This window comes from Corynebacterium aquilae DSM 44791, from assembly GCF_001941445.1.
GTDB lineage: Bacteria > Actinomycetota > Actinomycetes > Mycobacteriales > Mycobacteriaceae > Corynebacterium > Corynebacterium aquilae.
Genome location: NZ_CP009245.1, coordinates 2845086 through 2870084 on the forward strand (window position 1 = coordinate 2845086; position 24999 = coordinate 2870084).

Consider the following 24999-nt stretch of genomic DNA (forward strand, 5'->3'; position numbering starts at 1 on the left):
AACGATGGCGAAAAATGCAATGCGCACGATTAGTGTGCGCACGATTGTGGCGCACAAGGTGCGCCTGTTGTTGACGATTTTGTCGGTGGTGCTGGGGACGGCCTTCATTGCGGGTTCCGCAATGTTCACCAATAGCTTGTCCAATAGTTTTGAGGGCATCGTTGCCACCCAGTTCGACAAGGTGGATGTGGCTGTGATGGGCCAGGTGCCCATCACGGAGGTCCAGCGCCTGCGACAGGACGCCGATGTTGATTCGGTGGAGGTCAGCGCGCAGGGCGCGAATGTGATTGTGGCCGGCCCGGATAAGAAGGTGATTTCTTCCGGCGGTGCGCCCAGCATGGCCTTGGCGATGGCCCCCGGCCAACAGGAATTGTCCACCCAGGGCAAGGTGGTCTCGGGCCATTTGCCAACCGCCGATGGTGAGGTGGCTATTAACAGTGAGGCCGCTAAAAAAGGTGGGTTGCAGGTCGGTGATGAGCTGACGATTGTCACCCCCACGGAGCGCATCACCCGCACCTTGAGTGGCACTTTCCAGGCCGCCACCAGTACGGGCGGCTGGATTGGGGTGGCGTTCCCGGAGGACGATTACCTGAAGTTGTTCACCGATGGCTCGAATGTGTCTACCGCCCAGGTCAGTTTGATAGATCACGGCGAGGAGCACGTCAATGAGGTGCGTGATCGGCTGCGCCAGCAGTACCCGGGGATGAATATTGAGTCCGGGAAGGTGTTGGCCGAGGAGTTCTCCAAGACGATTAAGCAGCTGTTGAGCTTTATTAATTATTTCTTGTGGGCGTTTGCCGGTATTGCGCTGCTGGTGGGCACGTTCATCATTTCCAATACCTTCTCGATGATCGTGGCGCAGCGCAACCGGGAGTTTGCGCTGCTGCGGGCGATTGGTACCTCCAGCAAGCAGATCACCCGCTCTGTGGTGTTTGAGTCCGTGGTGGTCGGTGTGATTGGTTCCGCTATCGGCATCGTTGCCGGTATGGGCTTGGTGAAGTTGTTGACTGGGGCAATGAAGTTGGGCGGGATTGGCCTGCCCGATGAGGGCTTGGCGTTGAACACGACCAGTGTGGTGGCCCCGTTGCTCATCGGCACGGCGGTGACGGTGTGGTCTGCGTGGGCGCCGGCGAAGCGGGCGGGCGCGATCCGCCCGGTGCAGGCGATGCGCCAGTCCCAGTCTTCCGGCTGGGAGGGTTTGGCTGGGCGCACGATTGCCGGCACGGTGATGCTGTTTGCCGGCGCGATGGCGTGTGTGTTGGCCGGCTCGATGGATGGTGGTGTGAAGCCGCGCGCTATTGGGGTGGGCGTGGGCGCGGTGCTGCTGGTGTTGGGCCTGTGGTTGGCCGGCCCTGCTTTGTCCATCCCGGTGGTGGGTTTCTTGGGCCGGGTTGCGGGTGCGCCGTTTAGGGCGGTGGGTCGCCTGGCGGCCACGAACTCGGACCGCAACCCGCGCCGCACCGCGGCGACTGCGTTCGCGTTGACGTTGGGTCTGATGATGGTCTCCAGCATCGGTATGTTGGGGGCGACGATGCGCGCCAGCCTCTCTGAGATGCTCGATAGCTCCATGAGAAGCGACTATGTGTTGACTGGCCGCCAGGAGATGGGCATTTCGATTCCCGCGGGCGTGGCCCAGCGGGTTGAGGAACTGCCCGATGTCACAGAGACCGCCTCCTTAGGCCTGGCCCCCATCACCGTTAATGGTTCCACCATGGTGGAGTCTTTCGGCCCGAAAATGTCGACCGTTTATGAGGGCAATATTTCCCAGCTGGTCGATATTGATTTCACCAGCGGCGGCCTGCCGAGCACCACCGATGATGCCGGCAGCACAGCAGACAGCGGCCAAGCCGATGCTGCCGAGGGTGAGCAAGACGCTCAGCCTGGTGCAGCAGACAGCCCCATCCCCGCGGCTGATGCCGCTGATGGGGGCGCGCCTGCGGTGGTCATGTCTTCGGGTTTGGCCAACCGTTTGGGTGTGAAGGTCGGCGAGGAAGTCACCCTAGCTAACGGTAATCGCACCGCGAAAGCCCCTGTGACCGGTATTTATCAGGACAACCCGGTGTTGGGTTGGGGCATGCTCAACCGGGCGGCGGCCACCATGGTCGCCAACCCCGGGGAGATCACCACAGCCACCATTTTGGTCAATGGTGGCCGCAATAAGCAGGCCTTGCGCGAGGAGCTGGAAAACGCCGTCGCGGAAGACCTGGTGGTCAGCGTGAAAAACAAGGAGGAAGCCAAGGGGGAGCAGACCGCCAGCATTAATCAGATGCTCGGCATCCTCTATGGCCTGTTGGGACTGGCGGTCGTTGTGGCGATCTTGGGCATCATCAACACCTTGGCTCTCAGCGTCGTTGAGCGCCGCCAGGAGATCGGTATGTTGCGCGCAGTTGGTATGCAGCGCCGCCAGATCCGCACCATGATCTACATCGAGTCCGCGGTGATCGCGGTCTTCGGCGCGTTGACCGGTGCGGCCGTTGGTTTGGGTGTGGGTTACGCCTTCGTGTCCACCTTGGCGCAAAGCGGCCTGAATCAGATTGTTATTCCGTGGTCTCAGGTGGCTGGCATGCTGGTGGCTTCTGCATTCATTGGGGTGTTGGCTGCGGTGTTCCCCGCCGGGCGTGCCGCCCGCACCCGCCCCCTGGAGGCGATCACCGAGTAGCCCAGGGGCGCCGCAGGCAGGCAACCGCACCGGCCCTTAACCCACACACCACTGTGGGTTAAGGGCCGGTGCTTTTTAGATCGTCTTCTATGGCCCCACCCCGAACCGCCAAGAAGCTGGACCCCCGCGTGCCCCAAGACTTTAAAGTCTCATAATTTTCCCTTTAGCCCCACCTGCCAGCACGCGCCAAGGAGCAAGGCTTGTGCGTCCCACACCTGGCCCGGATATGAAAGCAAGCTCCGCCCCACCCCGGGAGCAAGCAACTGTAGCCCCACCCCGCTGTGCATCGGGACCCCCAAAAGCTATCTATAGCCAGTCGCGAATAGCAGGAAACCAGGCAGCTGGCAATAGACTGAAAACCAATAGGCTCCTTGGCGGTGTGCTGAGCAGCCGCACAGCCCATCACACCCTTGGGCTGCGGCACAGACCCGCATGAGGCGCACAGGAATTCAACGTAGTGATAAGGGCGGCACGAATCGTCATGAAGATCGACTTCTCCAAGGAAGACGAACAGCTTTCCAACCCGCGGACCGGATGGTTTTTCACTATCCTTACAGTGGCGTTTACCATCGCCCAGTTCATTCCTGCGTTAAACACTACCCATGAAGGGTTCACCGGGATGAGCACCTGGGGGTTGGTCGCATTGATGTGCGCGTTGATTTCGGTGATCGTGGCGGTGCGGGTGCGCAACATTCCCATGGGAGTTATCGCATTGGCAGCATCGGTGGTCGCCAGCCTGGGAGCATTTCTCAGCTAGGCACGCTGCCCGCCCAAGATCTAAGTATTCATCCCCGTCACGCCCTGCCACACGGCGCGTGCACGGGGAAGCTTTTTATCCCCCACAGCTAGCTGCCCGAGGCACTAGGACCCAATGGCTTCGCAAGACTCGGCAGCAGTGAAACAACACAATTTCCCAGCGAACTCCTTTGGCAAACGGTAATTAAAGCAAAAGGGCAGAGATCAAAAAGGGGGAGGCGCGGCATTTTTTCTGTCAAGCACCCAGTCCTCATGATGAGGATAGAGAGCTTACATCCGTTGTTACAGCCGGCCGCGCCTCCCTGGGCCTATCCTAACGCTTCGGACGAACGTGTGAGGCGAAACCGACGCAAGCTTGCACCGCCTGCCAGCTACTACTGCCCCACGCCCAAGCCAGTACACAGCCTGGCAGCACCCGAGATAGGCAATAAACGACGAACCGAAACCCCCACAGCTAAGACGCCCCGCCGTTGCTTGGTTGCACCGGGCAACCGATAGTCCCCGATAACCCCCTGGCAGCTGCAACGATCCTTGGAGCCTTCCCCCGATCCCCTTTGGGTATGGGTGAAGCCCCCCACGCTATCACCACTGTTGGGTGACAAGCCTGGGGGGCTTCATCATCATTATTCAAGTTTAGGTCGGCAGTGTCCTACTCTCCCACACACTCCCGTGTGCAGTACCATCGGCGCAGGTGAGCTTAGCTTCCGGGTTCGGAATGGGACCGGGCGTTCCCCCACCGCTAAAACCACCGACACAATCAACACTGTGTGACACGTGTGCTGTTTCTAACACTGCATAGTGGACGCGAACCTATATGTTCTCTTTGTTGTTACGCTTTTTAAGCTGATTATCAAGCAGTTCTAGACAACCACCACACACCCAACAATCAGGGTGTTTTGTGTGGTGTGTTCGGTGAATTAGTACCAGTCACCTCCACACATTACTGTGCTTCCAGATCTGGCCTATCAACCCCATAGTCTCTAGGGCACCTAATAACGAAACCTTATCTTGAAACGGGCTTCCCGCTTAGATGCTTTCAGCGGTTATCCCTTCCGTACGTAGCCAACCAGCCATGCCACTGGCGTGACAACTGGCACACTAGAGGTACGTCCGTCCCGGTCCTCTCGTACTAGGGACAGCCTTTCTCAAGTTTCAACGCGCACGGCGGATAGAGACCGAACTGTCTCACGACGTTCTAAACCCAGCTCGCGTGCCGCTTTAATGGGCGAACAGCCCAACCCTTGGGACCTACTCCAGCCCCAGGATGCGACGAGCCGACATCGAGGTGCCAAACCATCCCGTCGATATGGACTCTTGGGGAAGATCAGCCTGTTATCCCCGGGGTACCTTTTATCCGTTGAGCGACACCGCTTCCACAAGCCGGTGCCGGATCACTAGTCCCTACTTTCGTACCTGCTCGACCTGTCAGTCTCACAGTCAAGCTCCCTTGTGCACTTACACTCAACACCTGATTGCCAACCAGGCTGAGGAAACCTTTGGGCGCCTCCGTTACTCTTTGGGAGGCAACCGCCCCAGTTAAACTACCCACCAGGCACTGTCCCTAACCCAGATCATGGGCCGAGGTTAGATGCCCACTACGATCAGAGTGGTATTTCAACAACGACTCCCACACCACTGGCGTGATGCGATCACAGTCTCCCACCTATCCTACACAAACCGTAGCAGACACCAATACCAAGCTATAGTGAAGGTCCCGGGGTCTTTTCGTCCTGCCGCGCGTAACGAGCATCTTTACTCGTACTGCAATTTCGCCGGGCCTGTGGTTGAGACAGCAGGGAAGTCGTTACGCCATTCGTGCAGGTCGGAACTTACCCGACAAGGAATTTCGCTACCTTAGGATGGTTATAGTTACCACCGCCGTTTACTGGGGCTTAAATTCTCCGCTTCGACCCACAAAAGGGGTCTAACAGGTCCTCTTAACCTTCCAGCACCGGGCAGGCGTCAGTCCGTATACATCGACTTATCGTCTTCGCACGGACCTGTGTTTTTAGTAAACAGTCGCTTCCCTCTATTCTCTGCGGCCACAACACGCAACCATCCCGCAAAAGGACGGCACCCGCCGTGGCCCCCCTTCTCCCGAAGTTACGGGGGCATTTTGCCGAGTTCCTTAACCACAGTTCACCCGATCGCCTTAGTATTCTCTACCTGACCACCTGTGTCGGTTTGGGGTACGGGCCATACACACACATCGCTAGATGCTTTTCTCGGCAGCAGAGGATCATCAACTTCACCCAAAAGGGCTACGCATCACGCCTCACCCACAATGCAGGACCGGATTTACCTAGTCTGCGGGCTACACGCTTACACCACAATCCAATAAGTGGCTCAACTACCTTTCTGCGTCACACCATCGCTTGGCTACTACCACATCAGGTCCCACGCACGCACACAACAACACAATCAAAGAAAGCATCATCATGATTATGGGCGGTTAGTATCAATGATTCACCATGGGCGCATGTGCACGGGTACGGGAATATCAACCCGTTGTCCATCGACTACGCCTGTCGGCCTCGCCTTAGGTCCCGACTCACCCTGGGAAGATTAGCTTAACCCAGGAACCCTTGGTCATCCGGCGGATGAGTTTTTCACTCATCATTCGCTACTCATGCCTGCATTCTCACTCGCACAGCGTCCACCACTCGGTCACCCGGCGACTTCACACGCTGCACGACGCTCCCCTACCCACCCCAACAAGTGTTGGAGTGCCGCGGCTTCGGCGGTGTACTTGAGCCCCACTACATTGTCGGCGCAGAACCACTCGACCAGTGAGCTATTACGCACTCTTTCAAGGGTGGCTGCTTCTAAGCCAACCTCCTGGTTGTCTTCGCGATCCCACATCCTTTTCCACTTAGTACACGCTTAGGGGCCTTAGCCGGCGATCTGGGCTGTTTCCCTCTCGACTACGAAGCTTATCCCCCGCAGTCTCACTGCCGTGCTCTCACTTACCGGCATTCGGAGTTTGGCTGATGTCGCTAAGATGTTGGTCCCGCTAAACCATCCAGTAGCTCTACCTCCGGCAAGAAACACACGACGCTGCACCTAAATGCATTTCGGGGAGAACCAGCTATCACGGAGTTTGATTGGCCTTTCACCCCTACCCACAACTCATCCCCTCAGTTTTCAACCTAAGTGGGTTCGCGCCTCCACAGAGTCTTACCTCTGCTTCACACTGGCCATGGGTAGATCACCCCGCTTCGGGTCCAGGACATGCAACTAAAACATCACCCTCGTTAGGATTCGCTTTCGCTACGGCTACCACACAACGTGTTAACCTCGCCACATGCCGCTGACTCGCAGGCTCATTCTTCAAAAGGCACGCCATCACCCCCAAAAAGAGGCTCTGACGGATTGTAAGCACACGGTTTCAGGTACTATTTCACTCCCCTCCCGGGGTACTTTTCACCATTCCCTCACGGTACTAATCCGCTATCGGTCACACTAAGTATTCAGGCTTACCGGGTGGTCCCGGCAGATTCACAGCAGATTTCACGGGCCCGCTGCTACTCGGGAAACAACAACAACTATCGCGACATGCTTTCATGTACGGGACTCTCACCCTCTCCGGTAGGCGACTCCACACCACTTCCACTAACACGCGCACACAGAAGCTAAGACCGGCAGACCTTAGAAACATTGCTCCCACAACCCCACGCACGCAACCCCTGCCGGGTATCACACGCACATGGTTTAGCCAACATCCGCGTTCGCTCGCCACTACTAACGGAATCACTATTGTTTTCTCTTCCTACGGGTACTGAGATGTTTCACTTCCCCGCGTAACCTCCACACACCCTATGTATTCAGATGCAGGTGACCGCCCATAACGACGGCCGGGTTTCCCCATTCGGACATCCTCGGATCAACGCTTGATTGACAACTCCCCGAGGCTTAACGCAGCCTTCCACGTCCTTCATCGGCTTAGTGTGCCAAGGCATCCACCGTGTGCCCTTACAACACACAACACAAAAAATGGTCACTAGATACTTGACAATCACCAACACACACCAACAAGTAGTGCGTGCTGGCAGCAAACAAAAAGAATATAAGAAATTACATACAAAACAACCAACACACACAACCATTACAAGGCCATGCGCATCAACCGTTTGATGCTCGCGTCCACTATACAGTTCACAAACAACACACACCCCACCACCAACCACCACAGCACAACACAGTTGCGCCACAACAGCCACCAGCAAGGCGTCACACACGAGCACAAATGCCCGAGACACCCAACAGTGCACCAACATACAAATCAAAGGTTTTCTACAGCGTCTTCACCATGCAATAAACGTGTGCTTCCACGTCAAAAAAATCAAACAGTCACACACAACAAACAAACCAAACACCAACAAAACAGTGCCGGCCGGTGTGCAACCAGCAAAATAATAATGCTCCTTAGAAAGGAGGTGATCCAGCCGCACCTTCCGGTACGGCTACCTTGTTACGACTTCGTCCCAATCGCCGATCCCACCTTCGACAGCTCCCCCCACAAGGGTTGGGCCACTGGCTTCGGGTGTTACCAACTTTCATGACGTGACGGGCGGTGTGTACAAGGCCCGGGAACGTATTCACCGCAGCGTTGCTGATCTGCGATTACTAGCGACTCCGACTTCATGGGGTCGAGTTGCAGACCCCAATCCGAACTGAGGCCGGCTTTCAGCGATTAGCTCACCCTCACAGGCTCGCGACGCGTTGTACCGACCATTGTAGCATGTGTGAAGCCCTGGACATAAGGGGCATGATGATTTGACGTCATCCCCACCTTCCTCCGAGTTGACCCCGGCAGTCTCTCATGAGTCCCCACCATAACGTGCTGGCAACATAAGACAAGGGTTGCGCTCGTTGCGGGACTTAACCCAACATCTCACGACACGAGCTGACGACAACCATGCACCACCTGTATACAAGCCACAAGGGAAACTACATCTCTGCAGCGATCCTGTATATGTCAAGCCCAGGTAAGGTTCTTCGCGTTGCATCGAATTAATCCACATGCTCCGCCGCTTGTGCGGGCCCCCGTCAATTCCTTTGAGTTTTAGCCTTGCGGCCGTACTCCCCAGGCGGGGCGCTTAATGCGTTAGCTACGGCACAGAAACCGTGGAAGGTCCCTACACCTAGCGCCCACCGTTTACGGCATGGACTACCAGGGTATCTAATCCTGTTCGCTACCCATGCTTTCGCTCCTCAGCGTCAGTTACTGCCCAGAGACCTGCCTTCGCCATCGGTGTTCTTCCTGATATCTGCGCATTTCACCGCTACACCAGGAGTTCCAGTCTCCCCTACAGCACTCAAGTTATGCCCGTATCGCCTGCACGCCCGGAGTTAAGCCCCGGAATTTCACAGACGACGCGACAAACCACCTACGAGCTCTTTACGCCCAGTAATTCCGGACAACGCTCGCACCCTACGTATTACCGCGGCTGCTGGCACGTAGTTAGCCGGTGCTTCTTATCAAGGTACAGTCACTAGCAAGCTAGCTTCGTCCCTCGCGAAAGAGGTTTACAACCCGAAGGCCGTCATCCCTCACGCGGCGTCGCTGCATCAGGCTTGCGCCCATTGTGCAATATTCCCCACTGCTGCCTCCCGTAGGAGTCTGGGCCGTGTCTCAGTCCCAATGTGGCCGTACACCCTCTCAGGCCGGCTACCCGTCGACGCCTTGGTAGGCCATTACCCCACCAACAAGCTGATAGGCCGCGGGCTCATCCTGAACCGAAAAAACTTTCCACCACACACACTAAAGTGCGGTCCTATCCGGTATTAGACCCAGTTTCCCAGGCTTATCCCAGAGTTCAGGGTAGATCACCCACGTGTTACTCACCCGTTCGCCACTCGAGTACCCAAGCAAGCTTGGGCCTTTCCGTTCGACTTGCATGTGTTAAGCACGCCGCCAGCGTTCGTCCTGAGCCAGGATCAAACTCTCCACAAAAAATCAGACATAAAATCCACTAATCAAAGTGCAAGAGTCCAAAACCTGAACAAAACAAACAACCAGCACACAACACACAAAAAACTGCGCATCATGTTCTAATGTTGTTGAATCCAAAAATTACATGAACAAAAACCAGACCCCATCCCGACGGGGATAAGCGGGGCCCGGCAACAAATTTTCTACAAAACCTGTCAATCCGTTCACATGAAAAAACTGTCACCACAAAAACAGTGGTGTTAAAGGGACAAGCAGCCCCCGACAGCACACACATGAAAAGACCAACTGTAAAAAACAAGTACATTGGTACACTATTGAGTTCTCAAACATCGTGCGCACAAAGTCAACTAGTAGCTTGTGTTAATCAGCTACTTGCTGTTCTTTGGCGTGATTTCGTCAGGCTGTTTTCTTACCGCCACTCAAGCTCTTGGCCGGGGCGTTGTCGGTCGCGCTGACTCGTTATAAGTTACACACCTCCAGGCAACTACACAACTCTGCAGGTCAAAGCGCATTTTTTAGCTCCTCGTTTAAGTGTTGTTTGCGTGTTTTTAACGCGCACTTCGCTTCAACCGCCTTTTCCCCTGGCTGCTTCGCGTCTATATCCCAGACCTGCATGCCGCCCTCCCGCTAGTTCGTTGAATGCCTTGGCTCTCAACGCAGGATTCTTCCCTTAAAGCTGCTTGTCTTTCGGGCGCCTTCACTAATCACCCCAGCCCCTAATGCGCTGCCACTGTTTCACAGCACTCTTTCAATGCTTCGTCATCCCCCTAGATACCCGCATCATCCCCACCCCTGTGCCCGTGCTTGCCCGCGCTAGCTGAGTACCGCACCCCATAACTTCCTAATTTCCGAAGGCAGTCTTATTGGTGCTGCTGTAGTCCCCCGCCGTGCTTGTGCGGCCACCTGGGCGTGTCAGGGCCTGCACCTAAAGACACATAGATCTCATAGGACTTGGAAGGACTGAGAACCTCGCGCGCTTCCAAGGATCTCCCCTCGGAGGAAGCTAGTGGCGCAAAGCCGTAAACATTGCATCTGAAAGCACTGCATCTATTGCCGGAACCGCCAAGCCGTTTTAGTCGCCTTGGGAGCTGTGAATTGCGGAATCCACGCTGATTCACGCGGACCCACGCACTCATCTAGAAGGCCACTTTCCCACGTTTCCCAACCCTTATTGCCGCCGACGCCCACAACAACAAGCTGAAAAGGCTGACCAAAAACTTCCCTCGCCTGCCAGAAGACGCCCAATCTTCTGTGAAGTTTCTTCAGCACCCCTCAACCCCAGTGCGCTGATGCCGGATTTCAGGCACACTGTAGAACACAACTGATTATTTAGAACCTAACTGAAACGGATACATAGGAGCCATGCTTGAACGCACACAGGTTTACGTCGATACCTCTTATTTGCTTGCCAGCTTTTACAACTCATGGGCAACAGGAGCACGAGCCCAACTAGAAATCGATTTACCCGCGGTCGTCGCCACCTTAGGCGGCATGATCGAAGAACAACTCGGACAACCAATCCAACGCCAACTCTGGTACGACGGCATCCCCGACTCTGGCCCGCACCGTTATCAGCGGGCCTTGCGCACGTGTGATGGCGTCCAACTCCGCGCTGGGCAGCTCATCGAATGGGGCGAACGACGCACCCAAAAAGCCGTCGACACCCGCCTAGTGGCCGACATGGTGGTCGCAGGTTTACGCCGCCAATGCAGCGATATCGTCCTGGTCAGCGGCGACGCCGACATGATCCCCGGCGTGCAGGAAGCAACAGCAGCCGGCATTCGCGTGCATCTTTACGGCTTCGGTTGGGACTCCATGTCCTCCGCACTGCGCCACGCCTGCGATTCCACGATGATCCTCGACCCGCGCGAAGACTTCCGCGACTGCATGCAGCTGCAGGTCCTGGAAGGACCGCTACCGCCGAACATCCCAACAAAACCGATCGGCGATGCAGAACCCATTGACGAGGTCGGGCCTACCTCCGTTCCCTCCCTGGTTCCCAAACCGGACAAAAAGGACGAACAGTCCGACGCTGATAGCTGCGAAGCCGACACCACTAGCGAGGAACTTTCCAACTCCGGCAGTGGCGAACAATCGCAAGCGCAAGACATCGCACCCGACGCGGTCGAGAACAGCGCAAACCCTTCGGATACCAGTGATGCCAACAACCAGGCAGCCGCCTCCGAGGGCCCCGCAGCAGCCGCAGCTACCGACCCCGGTGTAGCAGGAGAATCCGAAAAGGAGGAGGGCGACAACGGCGAAAACACGGCCAGCCCCGCCGCGCCACAAACACCGACGCCGCCCAGCCCAGCCACCCTGGCCGCGCAACAGCCCACCGGCCCCGCAGCCGCCGGGGCCCAGGCAGCAGACGCTGCCGCCGCGCGACCAAAACCCGCGCCAACACCGGCAACCGCCGCCTCCCGCAGCATGTCCGTCACCGCGCAACAAACCCGCCTCTCGGTGCGCGCCGACTCCAACGGCATCCGCGCCGAAGAAGAAACCGTCGTCGAACGGATCTCCGTCTCCCGGGGCGAACCCACCATGCCGGGCAAACCCGACCAGCCGGTCAACAGCCCCAGCGCCCGAGACTCCATCTCCCAAGACACCAAACACGAGCAAGAGCGTCATCTCGCGATGAACGACTCCGAAAACACTCGACCCGATGCCGTGGCAGATGACGAGCGCGAAACCCAACCGGCCCCCAAAAAGCCGGCCCCCAGCCCCTCCATGATGGCCCCCCGCCGCAAACTGCGGTCCCGCTACGTCCCCCTCCCCAATGAGGTATGGGCCTCCGCCGGGTTTCAAACACCCTACGACGTGGGACAACAGTACGCGACTTGGTGGTACACCAACGCCGCCACCGCCGAACAACGCGACAACGCACACCTCCTCTGCGGCGGTGGCCTACCCCCCGAAGTAGACCGCCCGCTACTGCAATTCGCGTGCGAAACCCTCCACGAATACACGCTCAACGAATCCCAACGCGTCGCACTACGCGACGGATTCCACTCCGGTATTCGAGCAGTCCTCCTCCACCGGGACAGCAACTAACACACGAACCAACGCACAAGCTGGGGCCTGCCGACAACCCACGTCGGCAGGCCCCAACTCCTATCAGCAGCCCAAGCCCGGAATAAGCCCCAAAGACACGTGGCCCCACACGCGACAAACGTGTGGGGCCACACCGCTCGGTCACACCCAGCGGGCAAAAAACTACTTCTTATCGGTGCTTTCGGAATCTTCCTCAACCTCAGCGTCCTCAACCCCGGCACCATCCTTGCCGGCACCAGAAGTCAACTCGCCGGCCTTAGCCGCACCCAGCTGAGCGCGAATCTCCTCCAAACGAGCCGAAGCCTTCAAATCATTACCCGACTTCACAATGCCCGCCATCTGATCACCAATGGTGGACTCCACCAGCTCCTGGGCACCCAAAGCGTTAGCGTAACGAGCCTCAATCTTCGCACGCACCGAATCCAACGTCGGAACCGAATCATCGACGCTGAGCTGCTGCATACGATCATCAGCCGCCATCGTCGCTTCCTGCATATTGGCCTGAGTCACCTGGCCACGCAGCTTCTCCGCCTCAGCCAAAGTCTCCTTCAACCGGGCATCAGACTCCGCCACCTGCTTCTGCGCCTGCTCGGCAGCAGAGACCGCAGCCTTATGCGCAGCCACCGTCTCCTCAAGCTGCTGCTCCACAGAGACCAACTGAGACGCAAAAATCTCCGCAGTATGCGCCAAATCCACAGACTTCGACTCATCCCCACTGGCAGCAGCCTGATCAGCGGCATTCAAAGCCTGACGAGCCTGATCCTCAAGCCGATCACGATCAGCACGCATACGATCCAGCTTCATCTCCAGCTGATGACGATTGCCCGCCATCACGGCGGCCTGATCGAAAATCTTCTGATGCTGAGCCTTCGCAGCACTAACCGCCTGCGAAATCTGCACCTCCGGAGAAGCGTTCTCGTCGATCGCCTGCTCCATAGCAGCAGTCAGGTACTTCCAGCCCTTGACGAACGGGTTCGGCATAAGGATGCTCGCCTTCTGCCCCTCCGCGAAACGCGGCAGGAGCGGCTCGTGCACGACAAACAACTTCAGCAGGAAACTCCCTCAAAAGCGTCGTGCATCGGATCACGGTCACGCCACCCAGCCCGCAACGCCCCAACCACAAAACTATGGTTGGCAGCGCTGAAACTGTGCAGCACTTTCTACATCACAACCTTAGCCACTAATGGCATGGGGTGAAAGGGCTAACACACCCCCCAGTGCGACATAAGCCACAAAAAATCCAGTACAGATAAAAAACTCCCCCCGGGAAAACCCGAGGGGAGCCAGTCGAACACCACAGCACAAACAGCTGTGGCCTCATTCATCATTCATCGCGGGCCTAAGAACAAACCTTTAGAACTCCACCCCAACCGGGGAAAAGCCCGACAGCGGCGAAAGCGCAAACTAAAACCCGCACACCGCGCACGACCGAAGCTCAGGCTCCAGCCCCACGGCCAGCCAAAACTTAGGCCTGCTCATCGCCTTGCTGCGCAGCAATCTGAGCGCGCACATCCTCCATATCAAGGGCCGCCACCTGGGAGTACAAATCCTCCAGTGCAGCAGCCGGAAGAGCGCCAGCCTCGCGGTACACCAGGATGCCATCGCGGAACACCATCAAGGTGGGAATGGACTGGATCTGCAGAGCAGCAGCCAAACCCTGGTTCGCCTCGGTATCCAGCTTGGCGAAAGTTGCCTCCGGGTGCGCGTCAGAGACCTTCTCAAAGATGGGGCCGAACTGGCGGCACGGGCCACACCAGGAAGCCCACGCGTCGACGAGGACAATGCCCTCCTTGGTAACAAGATCCTGGAAAGTGTCTTCAGTGACGTTGATCGTTGCCATGGTTTCTCAAACTCCTTGCGTATCGCTTTGTCTAAGTCCGGGGCGCCTAAGCACCCGCGGGATTGCCCACAGCCTACCGACGACGCCTCCACTTCGGGCGAAGATCGACAAGCACATGTGGTTTTTATCAGGCGTGCTGCCTTCATGAGCAGTCAACAGAACACGCAAAGTTTCTATTCCCCACAAAGGGTTTACCGCCAATAAAACCGCCCAAGCCAACCCCCATCCAACCCGAAAATGAAACGCATCGCTGCAGTTAAAGGGCTACTTTTGCGGAAAGGGGCGAAAATCACATCACAGATTCAGCATTTATGGTGCGGGGCTAAAGACAGGGGCGAAATAGCTAACTACGGTTGGGTGTTATATCGTGTTGCCGCTGAACAATCGACAACCCCCAATCCACCCCTAAAAAGGGTGAAGTTGTGAGGTTCGTAGTTCTTCAGCCGCAATGGGTTTCCTCCCTTGCCGATACCGCAGCGGTATTCAACGCTTCGGCGCTCTGACCACAGCCTGTGGGAAGAGATCTACACATCAGCGAAGCCCACTATCCACTACGAGAATAGGCATCTGTGACATGGTTAAGAACTACAAAGTAAACGGCATGACCTGCGACCACTGCGCCATGAGCGTGACGGAAGAGATCGAAGAGATCGTCGGCGCCCAGGTCGTCAACATCGATGTTCCCTCCGGCATGGTCACCGTATCCGGTGAGGACGTCTCCGACATCGACATCGCAGCCGCCATCAAGGAAGCCGGCTTCGAACTCGACGAGTCCTAACAGCACTCACCCCCGCAGCCCGCAACTCACGGGCTATAGGACAAAATGTGTGTCTGCACGGCGTGTCGTGGATATAGGACAAAAAGTGTGTCCGGTTTTAGCGGGGTTGGCCTTTTCGGATTCCTATAGAGTGGGTCTAGCCGGTGTCGATACCGGTGTCGTATTCGGCAGGAGCTCCAGTGGGGTTGCTGTCGGTTAGTGCTTCGGTGACTGTTTTAACTTTGGCGAGTTCGTGAGTCCCGAAGTCGTGTTGCCTGGCGATTTCTATGAGGTCGCCAGGCTTTTTCGTTCTGCTTAGCAGCCACCATTCGCAGAGTTTTCTTTGGCGTTCTGCGGGTAGTCCTCTGTGTGCGTGCAGCAGTGCTTTCAAGGGGCTGTTGATGCCGCCTTCTAGGCTGTTGGTGCTGGATTGGTAGATCGCCTCGTAGATGGTGTCGGGGCTGTCGGTGTCTGTGCCGATGACCGCGATGGATTGTTCGATGAAGGCGAACAGGTGGTTTCGCCGGGTTTGTTCCATCAGGATGCGGTGGGCGCTGCGTGCACGGTCGTGGGTGTACCAGTAGTGCTTGTTTTTCCTTTTGTTGTTGGGGATAAGCACTTTGGGGCAGCTGTCGATGTAGGTTTTTTCATCCAGCCAGTCGCGGTATTGGTTGCTGACCTGGTGAAAGAGAGTGACCCATTGTGCTGCTTGTTGGTTGTTGGTGACTTTCAGCAGTTTTAGCGATAGGGCGCGTAGGGCTTTGCCGCAGTTGGATTGGGGGCGTGTTGTGACGTATCGCTGGACGTTGCGTTTGATGTGGATCAGGCAGCGTTGGATGTGGGTGTGGGCTTGTGGGGTGGCTGGATCGTTTGGGAAGACGTCGTTGATTGCTGATAGTGCGGCATTGCACCCATCTGTGGTGATCAGTCGGGGGCGTTGGATTCGGTGGAGGAGGTGTTGGTATGCCCGGGTGTTTTCGCTGTGCGACCAGTGCCAGGTCAGTACTTTGTTGGTGGTTGATGCGATGAGCAGGCATTGCTGTTTGTTGAAGTAGGTGGCGTCGATAAAGACTTGTTCGTCGTAGTTGTTGTCGCCTGTGGGGGTGGGGATGGGGATGAGCCAGAAAGGTTCGAACCAGCGTTGTAGTGTGCGTCGGCTGAGTTGGTGGTGGCGGGCGAAGTCTGCCAGTGATTGGGTGGATTGGACCCAGGACAAAAACAGTGTGAAGCGAACGAGTTGTGTGTGGGCTGTATTTGTTTGTGTGAAGGAGTGTCCGCAGTGTTTGCAGCGCCATCGTTGGCGGTTTTTGCTGGTTGAGCCGTTTTTCTTTGTGGGTGATTGGCAGATGGGGCAAGTAGGTGATGTTGGCATTTACCCCGCATACCACATGTTGTTTGAAAAACGGGGATATTTGACCTGAGGCTGGTTTAGCTCCTTGTCAGGAGATGAAAAACGCCTTTATCGCAGGTCAGCACCTAAAAAAACGTACTTACAGACACACTTTTTGTCCTATAGCCCCAACTCACACCCACCCCGTGAGCTGCGGGCTGCTTCGCTATGCGCCACAACCACCAGCCCACACAAACCATGTCCCCCTCGATGGCATCGGGTGCTTCTTATGCCAGGCTAGGGAGTGACAGTGCGTGTGTAAGACACCGCCTTGCACCGACTTCGGTGCAGTTCACGAAATGAAACCGCCCCACTTCTTGTTAGAGCTAGCGTGAGTACCCCAAAGCCTGATTCTGCTTCATCCACAACACTTCCCACCCCCGATGGGTCGCAGTTGACCGCCATCGACCTCAAAGTGTCGGGGATGACCTGCACTTCGTGTTCCTCCCGAGTGCAGCGGAAATTAGGCAAGTTGGATGATGTGCAGGCCGCGGTGAACTTCGCGACCAACACCGCCCACGTCGTCTACGATCCGGCGAAAATCTCCGTCGCGCAACTGATCGACACCGTGGAAAAGGCAGGCTACTCGGCCGAAGAAATAGGCGAAGATCCCACCGGCGGTGAAGATGAACACGCCGACGATGGGTTGAAGCGCCGCCTGGCCGTCGCCGCGGTGCTGGGGGTACCGGTGATGGTGCTGTCGATGGTGCCGGCCGCCCAGTTCGACTACTGGCAGTGGGTGTGTCTCGCACTGGCGCTGCCGGTGTATTTCTACTCCGGGTGGCCCTTCCACAAGGCAGCTGTCGTCAACCTGCGGCATGGCGCCTTCACCATGGACACCCTGATCTCTTTAGGAACCACCGCGGCACTGGCGTGGTCACTGGTTGCCCTGCTTTTCGGGCACGCCGGGCAAGCGGGCATGCGAATGGACATGTCTTTTACGGCCCGGGCATCCCACGGCGGGCTGGGGGAGATTTATCTGGACTCAGTGGCCATGATCATCGTCTTCTTGCTGATCGGCCGACTGCTGGAGCACCGCGCCAAGCGGCGCTCCTCCTCCGCGTTGGAAGAACTGCTAAAAGTGCGGGTACAGGAAGTCACCCTGGCAGACGGGCGCACCATAGACGCGAAGCTGTTGATGCCCGGCCAGGAATTCATCGTCCGCCCAGGTGCCAATATCGCCACCGACGGGGTCGTCGTGTCCGGGGAGTCGAGTGTCGACGAATCAATGCTGACTGGCGAGTCCGTGCCGGTCGATAAGCAGCCCGGTGACGAAGTCACTGGCGGCACGGTGAATACGACCGGTTCGTTGGTGGTGCGCGCAGAAAAGGTGGGGCGGGATACCGTGCTGTCCCAGATGGGGGAGTTGGTCAGCCAAGCCCAAATGGGCAAAGCGCCGGTCCAGCGCCTAGTGGACCGGATTTCCCAAGTGTTTGTGCCGGTGATTTTGGGCATCGCCGCAATAACGCTGGTGGCACACCTGCTGGTGGGGGCGGATGTGGCGTCGGCGTTTGCGGCCGCTGTCGCGGTGATCGTTGTGGCGTGCCCGTGCGCCCTGGGGTTGGCCACCCCAACGGCCTTGCTGGTGGGCACTGGTCGCGGCGCCCAGTTGGGGTTGTTGATTAAAGGCCCGGAAGTGTTGGAGTCGACGCGTCGAGTTGATGTGGTGGTGTTGGACAAGACAGGCACGGTGACCTCGGGCCAGATGGCCGTGGTGGCGTCGAGTTCGGATACCGCGGTGGTGGCGGCCGCCGCCGTTGAATCGGCGAGTGAGCACCCGATTGCCCGGGCGATTGTGCACGCCGGCGCCAACAATGATGTGGCGCTGCCCCCGGTGTCCGGGTTTGAAGCTGTTGTGGGGGAGGGGGTGCGCGCCCGCCTATCCGCCGCAGATGCGGCTGCCCTGGGGTGCGAGGTCAACACCGCAAAGGGGGAGGTTTTGATCAGTGTTGGTCGGCCGGTGTCGCCGGCTGCTGTTGCCGCGTTGGATGAGTACCCGGGTTCGACCGTGGTGGAGGTTTGTGCAGATGATGCGCCCTTGGGGTGGATTGCTGTCGCCGACCAGGTGAAACCATCGAGTGCTGCGGGAGTGGCCGAGTTGCGCGCCTTGGGTCTGGTTCCGCATTTGTTGACCGGCGATAATGCCGCCACGGCGGAGGCGGTAGCCCGGGAAGTCGGCATCGATGAGGTGGTTGCTGGGGTACGCCCGGAGGAAAAGTTGGCGTATATCCGCCAGCTGCAAGACGCGGGCCATGTGGTTGCGATGGTGGGTGATGGGATGAATGATGCGGCGGCGTTGGCTGAGGCCGATTTGGGTTTGGCGATGGCTGGGGGCACGGATGTGGCGATGGCTGCCAGCGATATCACCTTGATGCGTGGTGATGTGCGGGCAGCTGCGACAGCTATCCGCTTGTCGCGGGCCACGTTGCGGACGATTAAGGGCAATCTGGTGTGGGCTTTTGGCTACAACGTACTGTTGGTGCCGGTAGCTGCCTTTGGGTTGTTGAATCCCATGTGGGCAGGTTTGGCGATGGCCTGTTCAAGTGTTTTTGTGGTGACCAATAGTTTGCGGTTGCGGCGTTTCCGGGCAATCGCATAGGTGGTTGGGGTATGGGTCAGGCCCGGTACCGCGCCTAGTGCGTGGTGCCGGGCCTGTTGCGTGTAAGGGTTAGTTTTTGCGGGCGGCGACCATCATGCGGTCAAGGTCATGGAGGACCTCGTCGACGATGGCGGGATCGACGCCGGGTTCGCGGCGGGCGGCGAGGACTTCGTCTTGGGCGGCGGCAAGGGCTTCGACGCGCAGCGCCGCCAGGCGGAGGCGGACTTGGTGGAGTTTCGCACGGTTGGCGAATTCGTTGCCTTCCATGTCGTCGAGGTCTTCGGTGCCGGTTTCTTCGGCGATCCAGTGTTGGATGCCGGAGACGGCGTTAGCGGGGAGGTCTTCGGCGTGGGCGTGGAGGACGGTGTTGGCGGCCTCGCGGGCGCGACGAATGATGCGCTCGCGGGCGATGTCGCCTTGGGCGTCGGGGCCTTGGTCGAGGGAGAGTTTGGTCATCAGCCAGGGCAGGGTTAGACCGGGGATGACCATGGTGCAGGTGAGGACGACCAGTGCGATGACGGTGAGTTCCTGCTGCCAGGGGACGTAGCCGTAGGGGATGGAGAGGACCAGCGCCAGGGTGACCATTCCGCGCATGCCACCCCAGGTGAGGACGAGGACTTCTTGGAGGCGCAGGGGGGCGCTATTTTTCTTGCCCTTGGCGACGTTGTGGCGGTAGAGCAGCATCAGCCAGGCGAAGCGGACGATGATCAAAACGATGGACAGGGCGATGCCGACCCAGATTCCGTGGGTGAGGGTGTATTCGGCTTCGTTGACGGCGTTGCGGACATTGAGGCCGATGAGTCCGAAAGCGACGCCGGTGAAGAGCATTTCGATGGTTTCCCAGAAGGCGTGGCCGGTGAGCCGGTCAGCGGCTTCGACTGTGGCGCGGGAGTGCATTTCGACGGCGGCAATGACGATGGCGATGACTCCGGAGGCGTGGAGTTCTTCGGCGATGAGGTAGACGGCGAAGGGGATAACCCAGGAGAAGGCGTTGCGGGCGACGGTGAGTTCCATCCAGTCGGTGAGTTTGGCGGCGCACCAGCCGCAAACCAGGCCGACGATGACCGCCATGACTGCGGAGTAGACGAAGGTGAGGACGAGCTCGCTGACGTGGAGGTCTTCTTTCATGACGAGCGCGGTCAGCGCGACGTGGAAGCAGACGATGGAGGAGGCGTCGTTGAACAGGCCTTCGGTTTGCAGGGTGGCGATGAGTCGGCGGGGCACGCCGGCGGGTTCGGCGACGGCGTCGACGGCGACGGGGTCTGGGGGTGCCAGGGCGCTGGCCAGCACGACGGCTCCCGCAATGGAAAGGCCGGGCATCAGCCAGAGGGCGGTGATGGCGCCGGCGGCGACGGAGACAAACACCAGCAGCACACTGAGGGTGAGGATCACGAATTTTTGTTGCCTAATCACCGACCAGCTGGTGCGTCGCGCCATGGCCCACAACAGGGGCGGGAGGAAGATCGGCAAGATGAGGTCGGCAGGGATTTGCACGTCCGGGATGCCGGGCACGACGATGGTGCCGGCGGCCAGGAGGGTGAGCAGGACCGGCCAGGGGAGGCGGAGCCTGTCGCCGATAGCGACGACGATGACGGTCGCTGTGAGCAGGCCGATGGTGATGAGTAGAAACTCCACGTGGTGCTCCTTTGTGCAAAGCCTGTGGGTGCGGGTGTTGGGGTGCCCGTGGTGGGGGTGCGGTTGCGGCTTTTGGCAGTGTCCCGGGATTGGTTGCCCCCGTAGTGGGTGGGTGTGTTCCGGGCAGAGGCACCCCTTTTTCCCCTGGTGTGGGGTTGGTGGGGTGGGTGTTGCCAACGCAAGCCTGCAGGGCGCGCACGTCTTTGTCCATCGTAGTGGGTGGGTGGTGTGGGGTTTGGGCTGGGTTTGGTTTCCGGGGCTGGGTTCTGGGGGTGTGATTTTGGGGACTTGTGTGCTGTGGCGGCAGGGGATGGGTGGGGTTCGAACCCCTTTTTTGGGTGTTTGTGCTGGTTATGGGGGGTGGGAAATTTTTTGTGCGTTTTTGTCTCCTGGGGGCGTGGTTTTCGTTAAACTTTCTTCCAAGTTGCACGGCAGGCCATATATGCCGCGCCCCGGCGCACGCCGCGTGTCATCTTTAAGGGTGAGCGGCGTGTTATGTAGGAACGCCACCCCCGAAAAATGCCGGTTGTGTCGCGGCGTCCCCCGCCCACCGGCCGCGTGCAACTAGGGGTGTCCCGTACACCACCACCCACCCCCAAGCGGGGCACCCCGACTTTTAAGCTTTGTTTCCTACCCCTGTGTGGTGGGCGCACCGGCCCTGTGGGGTGGGGTCTTGTGGTTGAGATTTGTGCAATTGTCGCCGCGTGGGGTTGTGGCGGCGGCTGTTGCTGTGGTTTTCGCTTCCGCCGGTGGCGGGGGTGTGTTGTTGTCTCGTCCGGCGTGTCTGGGCGGGCGTTGTCGTTGTGGGAGGGTGATCACCGTGTCGCATTCAGCTGATAAGTCCGGGTTGCAGACGTGGCAGCGTGTTGCGTTTGGCCTGTTTGCGATTGCTTTTGGGGCGAATGTTTTTGCGCCGATGTTGCCGGTGTATAAGCAGCTGGATGATTTGTCGGAGTCTCAGGTCACGCTGATTTTTGCGGTGTATGTGTCCGGGTTGGTGCCGGCGCTTGTGGTGGGTGGTCCGTTGAGTGACCGGGTGGGGCGGCGGGCGTTGATTCGTCCGGCGTTGTTGGCGTCTTTTGCGGGCAGTGTGGTGTTGATTGGTGGGGCCTCGGGGCATGTGGAGTTGTTGGCGGTGGGGCGTTTTGTTGCTGGGGTGGGTGTGGGTTTGGTGATGGCTGCGGGGGCGGCGTGGTTAAAGCAGGTGTCTTCCCCGGCGGCGGGGGCGCGGCGGGCGACGGTGGCGTTGTCGGCGGGGTTTGGTTTGGGCCCGTTGGTTGGTGGCATGGTGGCGGAGTTTTTGCCGCGTCCGGATGTGGTGCCTTTTGTGGTGCATTTGGTGTTGGTGGCGTTGGCGATTCCTTTGGTGTGGAATGCGCCGGCCCCGCCGGTGGTGGCGGGTGAGCGGAGAATGTTTCCGCGCACCGCGGTTGCGCCGCGGTTTTTGTTGACGGTTGCTGCGTGGGCGCCGTGGGTGTTTGGGGTGGCGACGATTTCGTTTTTGACGTTGACGAGTTTGACCTCGGCGCAGACTGCGTGGCCGGTGGCGTATACCGGTTTGATTGGTTCGGTGACGATGTTGACGGGTGTGGCGGTGCAGCCGTGGGCGCAGCGTTTGTCGGCGAAGGCGCGCCCGCATGCGACTGTGTCGCGGGCCCCGGGCGGTGAGGTGGAGGCCGCAGGGGAGTTGTCGCGCTATGTGCCGCCGGCGGTGGTGGGTTTGGGCTGTGCGACTGCGGGGCTGTTGTTGGGTGCTGTGGTGGCGTGGACGCAGGTGGTGTGGTTGGTGTTTCCGGCGGCGGTGTTGTTGGGCGCCAGTTACGGCATCATGATGGTTTCTGGTTTGCGTGAGGTGGAGTTTTTGGCCCCCGCGGAGGAGTTGGGGGCGTTGATTGCGGTGTTTTATTCCTTGACGTATGTGGGCTTTTTTGCCCCGTATGTGTTGTCGATTGTGGGGCCACTGGTGGGGTACGCCACCTGTTTGGTTGCGGGCGCCATCGTCACGGCGTTGTCGATTGTGCCGGTGGCTCGTGTGGTGCAGCGTGGTACTGGTTCGGTTCCGCAGGGATCGTAGGTTGTGTTATGGGTAGTTTAGATTTTTCCGCAAGTGGAACGTATGGGGTGCCGGCCGCGGCGCCGCGGGGGTTGTTTGTGCGGCAGGCGTGTGTAGAGGATGCGGCCGCATTGGCGCAGCTGCATGTGCGCTCGTGGCGGCAGGCGTATCGGGGGTTGTTGCCGGATAGTGATTTGGATGCTTTGTCGGTGCCGGAATTTCACTCCCGGTGGGTGGATAATTTGTCGGTTGTGCCGGCCGATGATCCGCTGCGGCGGGTGTTTGTGGTGACTTCTGCATCCCAGGTGTTGGGGTGGGTGGCTTATGGTGCGGCGCGGGATGAGGTGGTGGGCCCGTGGGTGCGTGAGAATTTTGTGGTGGCGGAGTTGCACAGCATTTATGTGGATCCGGATGCGTGGGGTAGTGGTGCCGGCTATGCGCTGATGGTGCATGCGCTGCAGCATTTGCGGGTGTTGGGCTTTTCGAATGCGTATTTGTGGGTGTTGGCGGGTAATCGTCGGGCGGTGAATTTTTATGAGCGCAATGGGTGGTTTGCGACGGGGTTGTCGAAGTCGGCGTGTGTGCGGGGCAGTGAGGTGGAGTTGCTGCAGTTCGCTATCGCGTTGGGGCAGTAGGTTTTTGTGGGGGTATGGGTAACGCCCGCACCTGGGGTGGTGCGGGCGTTTGCTTGGTGGGGGTTAGCCGCGGGCGAGGTTCGCGAAGCGGGAGTAGTGGAGTTGGTGGGCGACGCTGACGGTGTCGATGGGGCCGCCGCGGTGTTTGGCGAGGATGATGTCGGCTTCGCCGGCGCGGGCGTCGTCTTTGTCTTGGCTGTCGGGCCGGTAGAGCAGCATGACCATGTCGGCGTCTTGCTCCAGGGAGCCGGATTCGCGGAGGTCGGCTAGTTGGGGGCGTTTGTCGGTGCGGGATTCCGGGCCACGGTTGAGCTGGGAGATGGCGATGAGGGGGACGTCGAGTTCTTTGGCCAGCAGTTTGAGTTGGCGGGAGAACTCGGAGACTTCTTGCTGGCGGGATTCAACTTTTTTGCCGGAGCTCATGAGCTGGAGGTAGTCGACGACGATGAGGTCGAGGTCGTGTTTTTGGGCGAGTCGGCGGGCTTTGGAGCGGATCTCCATCATGGTGAGGTTGGAGGAGTCGTCGATAAACAGGGGCGCTTCGGAGATTTCGCCGACGCGGTTGGCGAGTTTGGCCCATTGTTCGTCGGTCATGCGCCCGGAGCGCATGTCGGAGAGTTTGACTTCGGATTCTGCGGATAGCAGGCGCATGGCGACTTCCGATTTGCTCATCTCGAGGGAGAACAGGACGGAGGTTTTTCCGTGGGTGATGGAGCAGGAGCGCATGAAGTCGAGGGCGAGGGTGGATTTTCCGACGCCGGGTCGGGCGGCGATGATGATCATTTGTCCGCCGTGGAGGCCGTTGGTGAGGTTGTCGAGGTCGACGAAGCCGGTGGGTACGCCTTGCGCGAGGCCGCCGTGGGCGGCGATTTCGTCGAGTTCATCCATGGTGGGTCGGATGATTTCGGACAGGGGGGAGTAGTCTTCGGCGGCTTTCTTCTGTGCGATCGCGAAGACGGCTTGTTGTGCCATGTCGACGACGGTGTCGACTTCGGCGCCTTCGGTGCCTTCGTAGCCGAGTTGTACTACTCGGGTGCCGGCGTCGACGAGGCGGCGCAGGATGGATTTTTCGGCGACGATTTCGGCGTAGTAGCGGGCGTTGGCGGCGGTGGGCACCGATTGGACCAGGGTGTGGATGTAGGGTGCCCCGCCGATGCGGTCGAGGTTGCCGCCGCGGTCGATTCGGCCGACGACGATGAGGGGGTCGATTTCTTTGTTTTCTGCGAACAGGTCGATCATCGCTTGGTAGATGATGCTGTGCGCAGGTTTGTAGAAGTCGTCGGGGGAGAGGTCTTCGATGATGTCGGGGATCACCGATGGGCTGAGCAGCATGGCGCCCAGCACGCCTTGTTCGGCTTCGTTGTCGTGTGGGGGTTGGCGCCCGAAGTCGCGGCCGGCCGGCCCGGCGGGCTCTTGGCGGAGGGGTTGGCGGTATTCGCGGCGTTGGGCGGGCGCTTGGGCGGGTGGTTGCGCGGGCGCGGGAAATTCGTCGTCGAAGGCGGGTGCGTCTTCGTCGGAGGGTGGGGGGACGTAGTCGTCGTCGAAGTGTGTTGACGAGGTCTCAGTACTCATGGGGCCCTCCGGGACAACGTGGTTGGGTTGGGTGCGTGTTGGTGTCACGCACGTGTGCACATAGCAGTGTACGCACCGGGGGTGTGGTGTCTTTTA

At 58.8% G+C, this 24999-nt stretch carries 12 protein-coding genes and 3 rRNA genes; 7 read left to right on the forward strand and 8 right to left on the reverse strand.

Annotation, left to right across the window (positions count from 1 at the left end):
* Positions 1-4: 4 nt before the first annotated feature.
* Positions 5-2659 carry an ABC transporter permease gene (locus tag CAQU_RS12000; protein ID WP_075728065.1) on the forward strand — a complete coding sequence of 885 codons (2655 nt, stop codon included), beginning with the start codon at positions 5-7 and terminating at the stop codon, positions 2657-2659.
* A 481-nt stretch (positions 2660-3140) separates the two neighbouring features.
* Complete coding sequence (locus tag CAQU_RS12005) at positions 3141-3416, forward strand: hypothetical protein (RefSeq protein WP_157109020.1); 276 nt, start codon at positions 3141-3143, stop codon at positions 3414-3416.
* A 635-nt stretch (positions 3417-4051) separates the two neighbouring features.
* On the opposite strand, the gene rrf is transcribed toward CAQU_RS12005, so the two are convergent.
* From rrf to CAQU_RS12020, 3 genes are all read right to left on the reverse strand, one after another.
* Positions 4052-4168: ribosomal RNA gene (gene rrf, locus CAQU_RS12010) — 5S ribosomal RNA — on the reverse strand.
* A gap of 144 nt (positions 4169-4312) precedes the next feature.
* A 23S ribosomal RNA gene (locus CAQU_RS12015) occupies positions 4313-7402 on the reverse strand.
* A 442-nt stretch (positions 7403-7844) separates the two neighbouring features.
* Positions 7845-9371, reverse strand: a 16S ribosomal RNA gene (locus CAQU_RS12020).
* The 16S, 23S and 5S rRNA genes sit together here, the layout of an rRNA operon.
* Positions 9372-10733: 1362 nt before the next feature.
* Between CAQU_RS12020 and CAQU_RS12780 the strand changes: the two genes are divergently transcribed.
* Positions 10734-12422: an NYN domain-containing protein gene (locus tag CAQU_RS12780; RefSeq protein ID WP_075728069.1), complete on the forward strand. Its 1689-nt coding sequence runs from the start codon at positions 10734-10736 to the stop codon at positions 12420-12422.
* A gap of 162 nt (positions 12423-12584) precedes the next feature.
* On the opposite strand, the gene CAQU_RS12030 is transcribed toward CAQU_RS12780, so the two are convergent.
* Positions 12585-13457, reverse strand: coding sequence for a PspA/IM30 family protein (locus CAQU_RS12030; RefSeq protein WP_211276118.1), 873 nt, complete (start codon positions 13455-13457; stop codon positions 12585-12587).
* A 430-nt stretch (positions 13458-13887) separates the two neighbouring features.
* Positions 13888-14262, reverse strand: coding sequence for a thioredoxin (gene trxA / locus CAQU_RS12035; RefSeq protein WP_075728071.1), 375 nt, complete (start codon positions 14260-14262; stop codon positions 13888-13890).
* A gap of 574 nt (positions 14263-14836) precedes the next feature.
* Here trxA and CAQU_RS12040 point away from each other — a divergent pair.
* The gene (locus tag CAQU_RS12040) at positions 14837-15040 is read left to right on the forward strand and encodes a heavy-metal-associated domain-containing protein (protein WP_075728073.1); all 204 of its coding nucleotides are present in this window, start codon (positions 14837-14839) and stop codon (positions 15038-15040) included.
* Positions 15041-15176: 136 nt separating this feature from the next.
* On the opposite strand, the gene CAQU_RS12045 is transcribed toward CAQU_RS12040, so the two are convergent.
* Positions 15177-16391, reverse strand: coding sequence for an IS1249 family transposase (locus CAQU_RS12045; protein ID WP_075724299.1), 1215 nt, complete (start codon positions 16389-16391; stop codon positions 15177-15179).
* A 349-nt stretch (positions 16392-16740) separates the two neighbouring features.
* Between CAQU_RS12045 and CAQU_RS12050 the strand changes: the two genes are divergently transcribed.
* Positions 16741-19008, forward strand: a complete 2268-nt coding sequence (locus CAQU_RS12050; RefSeq protein WP_075728075.1) for a heavy metal translocating P-type ATPase — start codon at positions 16741-16743, stop codon at positions 19006-19008.
* A gap of 69 nt (positions 19009-19077) precedes the next feature.
* Here CAQU_RS12050 and CAQU_RS12055 read toward each other — a convergent pair whose 3' ends face one another.
* Positions 19078-20643 (reverse strand): cation:proton antiporter, encoded by a 1566-nt coding sequence (locus CAQU_RS12055; protein WP_075728077.1) that lies wholly within the window; start codon positions 20641-20643, stop codon positions 19078-19080.
* An 820-nt stretch (positions 20644-21463) separates the two neighbouring features.
* Between CAQU_RS12055 and CAQU_RS12060 the strand changes: the two genes are divergently transcribed.
* Entirely contained in the window at positions 21464-22717 is a 1254-nt protein-coding gene (locus tag CAQU_RS12060; protein ID WP_075728079.1) for an MFS transporter, read from the forward strand.
* 8 nt (positions 22718-22725) lie between these two features.
* Positions 22726-23331, forward strand: a complete 606-nt coding sequence (locus tag CAQU_RS12065; protein WP_084563103.1) for a GNAT family N-acetyltransferase — start codon at positions 22726-22728, stop codon at positions 23329-23331.
* Positions 23332-23394: 63 nt separating this feature from the next.
* Here the strand turns inward: CAQU_RS12065 and dnaB are convergent, their stop codons facing one another.
* Complete coding sequence (gene dnaB, locus CAQU_RS12070; RefSeq protein WP_075728083.1) at positions 23395-24903, reverse strand: replicative DNA helicase; 1509 nt, start codon at positions 24901-24903, stop codon at positions 23395-23397.
* Positions 24904-24999: the final 96 nt, after the last annotated feature.